Annotated in this window: 10 protein-coding genes; 8 read left to right on the top strand and 2 right to left on the bottom strand. The window is 72.6% G+C overall.

Annotation, left to right across the window (positions count from 1 at the left end; genetic code table 11):
• Nucleotides 1-2,709, top strand: a 2,709-nt coding sequence (gene secA / locus VGB14_02780) for a preprotein translocase subunit SecA (protein HEX9991830.1), incomplete at its 5' end; no start/stop codon positions are given.
• A 13-nt stretch (nucleotides 2,710-2,722) separates the two neighbouring features.
• Complete coding sequence (gene prfB, locus VGB14_02775) at nucleotides 2,723-3,844, top strand: peptide chain release factor 2 (GenBank protein HEX9991829.1); 1,122 nt, start codon at nucleotides 2,723-2,725, stop codon at nucleotides 3,842-3,844.
• Nucleotides 3,845-4,055: 211 nt separating this feature from the next.
• Here prfB and VGB14_02770 read toward each other — a convergent pair whose 3' ends face one another.
• Nucleotides 4,056-4,826: a hypothetical protein gene (locus VGB14_02770; GenBank protein HEX9991828.1), complete on the bottom strand. Its 771-nt coding sequence runs from the start codon at nucleotides 4,824-4,826 to the stop codon at nucleotides 4,056-4,058.
• Nucleotides 4,827-4,950: 124 nt separating this feature from the next.
• Between VGB14_02770 and ftsE the strand changes: the two genes are divergently transcribed.
• Genes ftsE through VGB14_02740 form a run of 6 tightly spaced genes read left to right on the top strand, consistent with a single transcriptional unit; the run spans nucleotide 4,951 to nucleotide 9,815 of the window.
• Entirely contained in the window at nucleotides 4,951-5,628 is a 678-nt protein-coding gene (ftsE, locus tag VGB14_02765; protein ID HEX9991827.1) for a cell division ATP-binding protein FtsE, read from the top strand.
• Between the two features lie 9 nt (nucleotides 5,629-5,637).
• On the top strand, nucleotides 5,638-6,537 hold the full coding sequence (locus tag VGB14_02760; protein ID HEX9991826.1) for a permease-like cell division protein FtsX: 900 nt from the start codon (nucleotides 5,638-5,640) through the stop codon (nucleotides 6,535-6,537).
• A 39-nt stretch (nucleotides 6,538-6,576) separates the two neighbouring features.
• Entirely contained in the window at nucleotides 6,577-7,848 is a 1,272-nt protein-coding gene (locus VGB14_02755; protein ID HEX9991825.1) for a peptidoglycan DD-metalloendopeptidase family protein, read from the top strand.
• A gap of 20 nt (nucleotides 7,849-7,868) precedes the next feature.
• Nucleotides 7,869-8,732, top strand: a complete 864-nt coding sequence (locus tag VGB14_02750; protein ID HEX9991824.1) for a crotonase/enoyl-CoA hydratase family protein — start codon at nucleotides 7,869-7,871, stop codon at nucleotides 8,730-8,732.
• 16 nt (nucleotides 8,733-8,748) lie between these two features.
• Nucleotides 8,749-9,372 (top strand): DJ-1/PfpI family protein, encoded by a 624-nt coding sequence (locus VGB14_02745; protein ID HEX9991823.1) that lies wholly within the window; start codon nucleotides 8,749-8,751, stop codon nucleotides 9,370-9,372.
• A complete protein-coding gene (locus tag VGB14_02740) occupies nucleotides 9,372-9,815 on the top strand; it encodes a TIGR03618 family F420-dependent PPOX class oxidoreductase (protein HEX9991822.1) in 444 nt (147 codons plus the stop codon). Before VGB14_02745 ends, VGB14_02740 begins: the two co-directional genes overlap by 1 nt.
• Here the strand turns inward: VGB14_02740 and VGB14_02735 are convergent.
• Complete coding sequence (locus VGB14_02735) at nucleotides 9,800-10,186, bottom strand: plastocyanin/azurin family copper-binding protein (GenBank protein HEX9991821.1); 387 nt, start codon at nucleotides 10,184-10,186, stop codon at nucleotides 9,800-9,802. The two genes, VGB14_02740 and VGB14_02735, sit on opposite strands and share 16 nt — an antisense overlap.
• Nucleotides 10,187-10,379: the final 193 nt, after the last annotated feature.

The raw sequence follows: 10,379 nt of genomic DNA, 5'->3' as shown, positions 1-10,379 counted from the left end.
CGCATCCTCCGCGCCGGCGAGGGCAAGAAGCTCCGGGCGCTCGGGGGCCTCGTCCCCGACGTCAACGCCTGGGAGCCCGAGCTCGCCGCGCTGTCCGACGACGAGCTGCGGGCGAAGACCGGCGAGTTCCGCCAGCGCCTCGACAACGGCGCCGACCTCGACGACCTGCTGATCGAGGCGTTCGCCGTCACCCGCGAGGCGGCGAAGCGGGTGATCGGCCAGCGCCACTACGACGTCCAGCTCATGGGTGGCGCCGCCCTCCACTTCGGCTGGGTGGCCGAGATGAAGACGGGCGAGGGCAAGACCCTCGTGTCGACCCTGCCGGCCTACCTGAACGGCGTGGCCGGCCGGGGCATGCACCAGATCACCGTCAACGACTACCTGGTCCGCCGGGACGCCGAGTGGATGGGGCAGATCCACCGCTGGCTGGGCCTGACCGTCGGCATCATCGTGCCCGGCACCTACGACCCGGACTTCAAGCGGGCCCAGTACGCCTGCGACATCACCTACGGGACGAACAACGAGTTCGGGTTCGACTACCTGCGGGACAACATGGCGATGTCCCGCGCCCGCCAGGTGCAGCGGGGCCACGTGTACGCCATCGTCGACGAGGTCGACTCGATCCTGATCGACGAGGCCCGCACGCCGCTCATCATCAGCGGCCGGGCGGCCGACGCGGCGAAGCTGTACTACAAGTTCGCGAGCATCGTCCGGGGCCTCGTGCGCGACGTCGACTACGACGTCGACGAGGAGAAGCGGACCGTCGCCCCCACCGAGTCGGGCATCGAGAAGGTCGAGAAGGCCCTCGGCATCGACAACCTGTACGACGAGGTCTCCCAGAACCTGGTCCACCAGCTCCAGGCCGCCCTCCGGGCCAAGGAGCTGTTCAAGCGGGACAAGGACTACATCATTCACCAGGGCGAGGTGAAGATCGTCGACGAGTTCACCGGCCGCATCCTCGAGGGCCGGCGCTGGTCCGAGGGCCTCCACCAGGCGGTCGAGGCCAAGGAGGGGGTGCGGATCAAGGAGGAGAACCAGACCCTCGCCACGATCACCCTCCAGAACTACTTCCGCATGTACGACAAGCTCGCCGGCATGACCGGCACGGCCACGACCGAGGCGGCCGAGCTGGCGAGCACGTACGACCTCCAAGTCGTCCCCATCCCGACCAACCGGCCGATGGTCCGCATCGACCAGCCCGACCTCATCTACAAGACCGAGGACGCCAAGTTCGGGGCGGTCGTCGAGGACATCGTCGAGCGCTACGACCGGGGCCAGCCCGTGCTCGTCGGCACCATCTCGGTGGAGAAGTCCGAGAAGCTGTCCCGGGCCCTCGACCGCCGGGGCATCGCCCACGAGGTGCTGAACGCCAAGCAGCACGCCAGGGAGGCGGAGATCGTCGCCCAGGCCGGGCGCCTCCACAGCGTGACCGTCGCGACGAACATGGCCGGGCGGGGCGTCGACATCGTCCTCGGCGGCAACCCGGAGGGCCTCGCCCGCCGGGAGGTGGTCGCCGCCGGCGTCGAGCTCGACAGCGACGAGGGCCGGGCCCAGTACGAGGACCTCGTCGAGAAGTTCTCCGAGGAGTGCCGGCTCGAGGGCGAGAAGGTCAGGGAGCTCGGCGGGCTGTACGTGCTCGGCACCGAGCGCCACGAGAGCCGCCGCATCGACAACCAGCTGCGGGGCCGCTCGGGCCGCCAGGGCGACCCGGGCGAGAGCCGGTTCTACCTGTCCCTCGAGGACGACCTCATGCGCCTGTTCGCCACCGGCGCCATGAACTGGGTCATGGGCAAGGCGCTGCCCGAGGACACGCCGATCGAGGCCCGGATGGTCACCAAGGCCATCGAGCGGGCCCAGAACACGGTCGAGCAGCGCAACGCCGAGATCCGCAAGAACGTCCTCAAGTACGACGAGGTGATGAACGAGCAGCGCAAGGTCATCTACAAGCGCCGCGACCAGATCCTCGACCAGGCCGACCTGCGCGACGAGGCCATGGAGGCCCTGTCCGACGCGGTCGACAGCACCGTCCGCACCTTCTGCGTCTCGGAGTTCTCCGAGGAGTGGGACCTCGACGGGCTGCGCAACGAGGTCCTCACCTACTGGCCCACCTCGCTCGGCCTCGAGCGCCTGGAGCAGGCGGCCACCACCGACGAGCTCGTCGACCTGCTCATGGACGACGCCGTCGCCCACTACGAGGCGAGGGAGCAGGAGCTCGGCGTCGACACCATGCGCGAGGTCGAGCGCCAGGTGATGCTCCGCATCATCGACCAGCACTGGCGCGAGCACCTCTACGAGATGGACTACCTCCAGGAGGGCATCAACCTCCGGGCCATGGGCCAGAAGGACCCGCTGGTGGAGTGGCAGCGGGAGGGCTTCGAGATGTTCTCCCAGATGATGCACGCCATCTCGCAGGACTTCGTGAAGTACGTGATGCACGTGCAGGTCGTGGTCAACCAGCCCCAGCAGGAGGAGGTGCCGGTCCGGGACGTGACCTACAGCGCCCCGGAGGACCCCTCGACCGCCGGCGGCTCCTCCCGCATGGCCGACGCCGCCCGCGCCCACGCCGCGGCCGAGGGCCGGGAGGCCCCCGAGGAGGTCGAGGAGCAGGTCAACACGCCGATCGTCAAGAGCGACTGGGAGAAGACGCCCCGCAACGCCCCCTGCCCCTGCGGCAGCGGGAAGAAGTACAAGCTCTGCCACGGCCGGTAGGCCGGGGGACGGCGTGCGGGACTTCAGCGACGACCTCGCCGGGCTGCGGCGCCGCCTCGACGAGGCCGCCACGTACCTGCGCATCGCCGAGCTGCGCAACCGCCTCGCCCAGCTCGAGGCGGAGGCGTCCCGGCCCGACCTGTGGGACGACCCCGACGTCGGCCGCAAGGTCACCGGCGAGCTGTCGGCCGTGCAGGACGACCTGGCGCTCCACGACGGGCTCGCCGCCCGGCTGTCCGACGCCGAGACCCTGACGGAGCTGGCGAAGGAGGAGGACGACGACTCGGTCGAGCAGGAGATCGCCGACGCCGTCGCCGCCCTGGCCGCCTCCTTCGACCAGCTCGAGCGGCGGTCCCTGTTCGCCGGCGAGCACGACGAGCGCGACGCCATCTGCGAGATCAACTCCGGCGAGGGCGGCACCGACGCGCAGGACTGGGCCAACATGCTCCTGCGCATGTACCTCCGCTGGGCCGAGCGGCGGGGCTACGAGGTCGAGCTCGACGACGTGTCGGCGGGGGCCGAGGCGGGGATCAGCTCCGCCACGTTCGTCGTGAAGGGCCGCTACGCCTACGGGTGGCTGCGCTCGGAGCGGGGCGTGCACCGGCTCGTGCGGATGTCACCCTTCAACGCGCAGGGCAAGCGGCAGACGGCGTTCGCCTCGTTCGGGGTGGTGCCGATGCTCGACGACAGCGAGGTCGACGTCGAGATCGACGAGAAGGACCTCCGCATCGACACCTACCGGTCATCGGGCGCCGGCGGCCAGCACGTCAACAAGACGGACTCGGCGGTGCGCATCACCCACCTGCCGACCGGCATCGTCACGTCGTGCCAGAACGAGCGCAGCCAGCACCAGAACAAGGACCGGGCCCTCCAGATCCTGAAGGCCCGGCTGGCCGAGCTGGAGCGCCAGAAGCGGGAGGACGAGCTCTCAGCCCTGCGGGGCGAGCAGCACCGGGTCGGCTTCGGCAGCCAGATCCGCTCGTACGTGCTCCACCCGTACCAGCTGGTGAAGGACCTGCGGACCGGCCACGAGTCGGGCAACGTCGACGGCGTGATCGACGGCGACCTCGAGCCGTTCATGGAGGCCTGGCTCCGCTGGCAGCGCAGCGGCGCCCTGGAGGCCGCCGGCTCCTAGTCGGGCCGGGGACGGCCGGCGCGCCCCCGATGGGCGGCGGGCCAGGCTGCCGGCGGGCGGCGGGCGGCCTCGGGACCGCCGACTGCGCCACGCGGGCGGGCGGCCTCGGGACCGCCGGCCTGGGGACCGACGGCCTAGGGGCGGCGGCGCGCCGGGCTGCCTGCGGGCGGCGGGCGGCCTCGGGACCGCCGACCTGCGCCAGGCGGCCGGGCTAGGGGCGGCGGCGGGGTGGGCCGCCGACCCGGACGCTCGGGAGGACGGGCTTGGCCGTCGCCCCGTTGGCGATCAGGTAGCCGCACACCTGCAGCGTGTAGGGGCCGATGCGGCCGGAGGCCTGGAACGGCGGGTCGAGGCCCAGCTTGTTGCAGTCCTCCTGGAAGCCGATGGTCGCGTCCCTGGTGAGGTCGCCGAACACGCCGTCGCAGCCCCTGTCGGGGGCGTCCGGCTCGATCCACCGGCGCCGGGCGTTGCCGAGCAGGAACTGGGCCCACTTCACGTCCTCGCCCTCCATCCCGTGCTCGAGCGTCCGCTCGATGCGGGGGAACGGCGACGGCGGGCCGTACTCCACGCCGGGGATCCGCCCGGCGAAGGTCCAGTCCCGCCCGACGGCCGAGAACACCCCGATGCCCCAGGCCTCGCCCCTCGCCTCGATGGTCGTCCCGTCGCCGAGGGAGAAGGCGACGTGGTGGATGGCGTCGCGCCCGAAGCCGATGCCGTCGCCCATGAACAGCAGCGCCCCCCGGGTGTCGATGCCCTGCTGCACCGGGATGCGGGTCTCGTGGTTGCCGCAGTGCACCCACTGGAAGTAGGCGCCGTCGGGCACGATCGGCGTGACGCCGGCCCGGCCGCAGGCCCACTCGACCAGCTCCGAGCAGTCCGCCTCCTGCGGGCGCTTGCGGCTCGGCCCGATCTCGAACCCGAACTCGTACTCCCGCCCCCACATCGTGAGTGCCCGGGTGAGGACGTCCTCGATGGGGGTCACGAGCCGGGCAGGGTAACCACTCGACTCGCCCCGCGCCGGGCCGATCTGGAACTGGCGAAGCCCGCTGCTACCCTCGATCCCCGGCGGGCGGAGCGACCCCACCACTCGCGCGCCTGGCTGCCTCATGATCAAGCTCGAAAACGTCACGAAGGTCTACAAGGGCGACGTCGTCGCGCTCAACAATGCGACCGTCGACATCCAGAAGGGTGAGTTCGTCTTCCTCGTCGGGCCCTCGGGCTCCGGCAAGTCGACGTTCATCCGCCTCCTCAACAAGGAGGAGAGCCCCGAGCGGGGCAAGATCTGGGTGGCCGGCAAGGACATCGCCGAGCTGAGCAGCTGGAAGGTCCCCTACCTGCGCCGCAACATCGGCTGCGTGTTCCAGGACTTCAAGCTGCTCGCCAACAAGACGGTCTACGAGAACGTCGCGTTCGCGCTCGAGGTGATCGGGCGCCCGAAGCACGTCATCAAGACCCAGGTGCCCGCCATCCTCGAGCTGGTCGGGCTGGCCAAGAAGTTCGAGAACCTGCCCCACGAGCTGTCCGGCGGCGAGCAGCAGCGGGTGTCGATCGCCAGGGCGTTCGTCAACCGGCCGCTGATCCTGCTCGCCGACGAGCCCACCGGGAACCTCGACCCGGCCACCTCCGTCGGCATCATGCGGCTGCTGGACCGCATCAACCGGACGGGCACGACCGTGGTCATGGCCACCCACGACCGCAGCATCGTCGACAGCATGCGCCGGCGGGTCATCGAGCTGGACAAGGGCTCGATCGTGCGCGACCAGGTCCGCGGCGTCTACGAGTGAGCGAAGCACATGTCGATCAAGGCTGACTACGTCCTCCGCGAGACGTTCGGGAACTTCCGCAGAAACGTCACGCTCACGGCCGCCTCGGTGGCCGCCATCATGGTGTCGCTCTCCCTCGTCGGGTGGGCCCTCCTCCTGCGCCAGGGCGTGGACAACGCCACCCAGCGCTGGAAGGGCGGCATCGAGTTCATCGTGTTCATGCAGCCCGACGCCACCGAGGCGCAGATGGACGCCATGTCCGGCGCCCTCGACTCCAACCCGCAGGTCCGGGACGTGCAGTTCACGGACCAGCAGGAGGCGTTCGAGGAGTTCCGGCGCATGTTCGCCAACCAGCCCGACATGGTCGAGGTGATGACCCCCGAGGTGCTGCCGACCTCGTTCCGGGTCGTGCCCGAGGACCCCGACCCCGACATCGTCGCCGGCCTCGCCAACGAGTTCGAGGACGACCCCGGCGTCTACCAGGTGCTGGCCGAGCAGGACACCGTCCGCACCATCGACTCGCTGTCCTCGTGGCTCACGAACGGGATCCTGCTGGTGGCCGGCGTGCTCATGATCGCGGCCGTGTTCCTCGTCCTGAACACCATCCGGATGGCCATGTTCGCCCGCCGGCGGGAGATCGAGGTCATGAAGCTGGTCGGCGCCACCAACTGGTTCATCCGCATCCCGTTCATGCTCGAGGGCCTGATCCAGGGGCTGACCGGCGCGCTCGTGGCCGTCGCCTCGGTCTACGCGCTGAACGCCTGGCTGTTCACCGACCGGCTGTCCCAGGCGGAGAACCTCCAGATCCTCCAGGGGTTCACGGTGGCGAGCGACGAGGTGACGGTCATCGTCCTCGCCATCCTCGCCATCGGCGTCGTGCTCGGCACGGTGGGCTCGGGGTTCGCGGTCACCCGCTTCCTCGACGTCTGAGCACTTCACCCGGCCCGGCCGGGTGCCGATGTTCCCCTCGTGCGGAGGGGCTGGAGACGGGTCGTCGCGGTGGTCGTGGCCGGCGGGCTGGCCGTCGCCGCACCGGGCGCCGCCGCCGGCGAGCCGGCGCCGCCGAGCACGACGACGACCACGTTCCACGAGGCCGAGACCCTCCCCGAGCTCCAGCAGCACCTGGACGAGGCCGTCGCCGAGGAGGCGGCCCTGCTGCTCGCCTACCGCCAGGCGACCGAGCGCCGGGCCGAGCTGGACCAGCAGGTCGTCGACCTGACGGCCGAGCTGCGGGCGACCACCCGGCGGCTCGAGGACGCCCAGCACCGCTACGACCAGGCCTACGCGGCCTACGTCAACGCCGAGCTGCGGGTGGACGAGGTGACGGCCAGGCTGGTGGCGGCGAGGGACCGGCTGCGCCGCCAGGCGGTGGCCGCCTACGCCGGCGGCGGCGAGGAGGACGTCAGCCTCGCTCTGCTCATGGCCGAGGACGCGGCCGAGATGAGCTCGGGGATGGTCTACGCCGAGGCCATCGTCGCCCACCAGCACGACCTCGTGCAGCAGGTGGAGGGCCTGCGGGAGGAGGTCGACGCGCTCGCGCTCGACGCCGACCGGGCGAGGGAGGAGGCCGAGGGCCACCGGGACGAGGTCGCCGAGCGCCGGGCCAGCCTCGAGGCCGCCCGCCAGCACCTCGTCGACGCGCAGGCCCAGGCCCGCATGGAGGAGGCCCGCCAGCAGGACCTGCTCGAGCAGGTGCGGGAGAAGCGGTCCGAGTACGAGCAGCGCATCGCCGCCCTCCAGGCGGAGAACGCGCGGATCGCCGCCCTGCTCCAGGAGTACCAGGCCGCCCTCGAGCGCCAGCGGGCCGCCGAGGAGGCGGCCGCCAACGCCGACCCCCCGCTGGTCGAGCGGCCCGACGTGCCGCTGCTGTGGCCGCTGCCGGGGGCGACGGTCACCTCGGGCTACGGCTACCGCATCCACCCGATCTACGGCACCCGGCGGCTCCACACCGGCCTCGACATGGGCGGGCAGATGGGGGCCGAGATCCTGGCCGCCGCCGACGGCGCCGTCGTCCTCGCCGGCGTGAACGGCGGCTACGGGAACTGCGTCGTCATCTACCACGGCGACGGCATGTCGACCCTGTACGGGCACCAGAGCCGGATCGGGGTGGCCGTCGGCGACGTCGTCCGCCGGGGCGACGTGATCGGCTACGTCGGCTCGACCGGCGTGTCGACCGGCCCGCACCTCCACTTCGAGGTGCGGATCAACGGCAACCCGGTCGACCCCGTGCCGTACCTGTAGCGCTCCTACGCTGCGGCGCCATGCCGCCCACCCAGGTCGCCACCGACGTCGCCGACGGCGTCCTCACGATCACCCTCGACCGGCCCGACCGGCTCAACGCGTTCACCGCCACCATGCTGCGGGAGCTGCTCGACGCCTTCGACCGGGCCGACGAGGACGACGCCGTGCGGGCCGTGGTGGTCACCGGCCGGGGCCGGGCCTTCTGCGCCGGGGCCGACCTGTCCTCGGGCGGGGACACGTTCGACCCGGCCGCGCACGGCGGCTCCGAGCGGGCCGAGGAGCACCGCGACGGCGGCGGGCTGCTGACCCTGCGGATCTTCGCCTCGAAGAAGCCGGTCATCGCGGCCGTCAACGGCCCCGCCGTCGGCGTCGGGGTGACGATGACCCTGCCCATGGACGTCCGGCTGGCGTCGCGCGACGCCCGCTTCGGGTTCGTGTTCGCCCGCAGGGGGATCGTGCCCGAGGCCTGCTCGAGCTGGTTCCTGCCCCGGGTGGTGGGCATCAGCCGGGCCATCGAGTGGTGCGCGACCGGCCGGGTGTTCGGCGCCGACGAGGCGCTCGACGGCGGCCTGGTGCGTTCCGTGCACCCGCCCGACGAGCTGCTGCCGGCCGCCCACGCGCTGGCGAGGGAGATCGCCGAGCACACGGCGCCGGTGTCGGTGGCCGTCACCCGCCAGCTGCTGTGGCGGATGCTCGGCGCGTCGCACCCGATCGAGGCCCACCGGGTCGACTCCCAGGCCCTGTTCCACCTGGGGCGCAGCGCCGACGTGGTCGAGGGGGTCACCGCCTTCCTGGAGAAGCGCCCGGCCCGCTTCCCCGGCCGGGTGAGCGGGGACCTGCCGCCGTTCTTCCCCTGGTGGGAGGACCCGCCCTTCCGCCCGTGACCTAGGGTCGGCGGCGATGCTCGTCGCCATCCTCCTGTTCCACCGGGTGACCGCGCTCGACGCCGTCGGCCCCTACGAAGTGCTCCAGCGGCTGCCGGGCGCCGAGGTCGTGTTCACCGCGGCCCGGCCGGGGCCCCAGGCCACCGACGGCACCCTGTCGCTCGTGGCCGCCACCCCGCTCGCGGACGTGCCGGCGGCCGACGTGCTCGTCGTGCCCGGCGGCTTCGGCACCCGGCCGCTCGTGCGGGACGAGCCGCTGCTCGCCTGGATCCGCCAGGTGCACGCCACGACCACGTGGACGGCGTCGGTCTGCACCGGCTCGCTGCTCCTCGCCGCCGCCGGCCTGCTCGACGGCTGCGAGGCGGCGACCCACTGGCGGGCCGTCGGCGAGCTCGAGGCCCTCGGTGCCCGGCCCGTCGGCCGCCGGGTGGTCGACTCGGCCGACCGCATCGTCACGGCCGCCGGCGTGTCGTCGGGCATCGACATGGCGCTGGTGCTGGCCGCCCGGCTGGCCGGCGACGACGTCGCCCGCTCCATCCAGCTCGCCATCGAGTACGACCCCGAGCCGCCCTTCGACGCCGGGTCGCCGGACAAGGCCGGGCCGGCCATCGTCGAGCTGGCCGGCGGGCGGCCCCGCTGATGCCCGGGATCGAGGACGTGCGGGCCATGGTCGCCGAGGACGCCGGGCTGGCGGTGGTGGCCACGGTGCGGGCCGACGGGACGGCCCAGGCGTCGGTCGTGAACGCCGGCGTGCTCGACCACCCGGTGGGCGGCGGGCCGGTCGTCGCCTTCGTGGCCCGGGCCGACACGAGGAAGCTGGCCAACCTGCGGGAGCGCCCGCACACCACGGTGGTGCTGCGGGCCGGGTGGCGCTGGCTGGCCGTCGAGGGGCCGGCCGAGCTGGTCGGGCCGGACGACCCGCTGGCCGGCTTCGACCCGGCCGGCCTGCCGGGGCTGCTGCGGGACGTGTTCACCGCGGCCGGCGGCACCCACGACGACTGGGACGAATACGACCGGGTGATGGCCGAGGAGCGGCGGACGGCCGTGCTCGTCCGCCCCGACCGGGTCTACGGGGTGGCCTGACCGACCACCAGGGTGCCCTGCATGCCGAGGTCGCGGTGGTTGGCGACCGAGCAGTAGTAGGTGTACTCGCCGGGCTCCTCGGGCGCCGTGAACCCGCCGACGGCGGTCTCGCCGTCCTCCCCGCCGATGTGGGCGTCGGCCTCGTCGATCACGAAGTCGTGGTCCTCGTTGCGGATCTCGAGCGCCACCCTGATCGGCTCGCCCGGCTCGACCTCGATCGTCGCCGGCTCGAAGGCGAAGTCCCTGGCGACGACGTCGACCGACCGCGCCCCATCGGGCACGGCGCTGTTGTCGTGGCCGCCGTGGTCGCTCCCGCCGCACGAGGCGAGGACGAGGGCGAGCGCGACGGCGGCGATGGTTCGGGCGGGCACGGCGGGCCACGCTACCGCCGGGTCACCGCCACCCCGACCCCCGGCCCCGCCCGCCGGGGCACGGTGGACGGCGGCGGCCGGCTGGCTAGGGTGGCGGGCGATGCGGCGAGCGTGGCGCGCAGCGGCGGCCGTGGCCGCCGTGGGCGTGGCGCTGGTCGGCTGGGGGGCGGCCGGGCCGAGCGGTGCCTCGCGG

The sequence above is a fragment of the Acidimicrobiales bacterium genome (assembly GCA_036399815.1).
Taxonomy (GTDB): Bacteria; Actinomycetota; Acidimicrobiia; order Acidimicrobiales; family DASWMK01; genus DASWMK01.
The sequence above is the reverse complement of the archived record's forward strand: the minus strand, read 5'-3'. Positions and strand labels throughout refer to the sequence as shown.

What these genes read in the sequence shown, in the direction of transcription:
- ftsE (HEX9991827.1), top strand. Translation starts at nt 4,951, where the DNA reads ATGATCAAGCTCGAAAACGTCACGAAGGTCTACAAGGGCGACGTCGTC.
- VGB14_02745 (HEX9991823.1), top strand. Translation starts at nt 8,749, where the DNA reads ATGCTCGTCGCCATCCTCCTGTTCCACCGGGTGACCGCGCTCGACGCC.
- VGB14_02750 (HEX9991824.1), top strand. Translation starts at nt 7,869, where the DNA reads ATGCCGCCCACCCAGGTCGCCACCGACGTCGCCGACGGCGTCCTCACG.
- VGB14_02740 (HEX9991822.1), top strand. Translation starts at nt 9,372, where the DNA reads ATGCCCGGGATCGAGGACGTGCGGGCCATGGTCGCCGAGGACGCCGGG.
- VGB14_02760 (HEX9991826.1), top strand. Translation starts at nt 5,638, where the DNA reads ATGTCGATCAAGGCTGACTACGTCCTCCGCGAGACGTTCGGGAACTTC.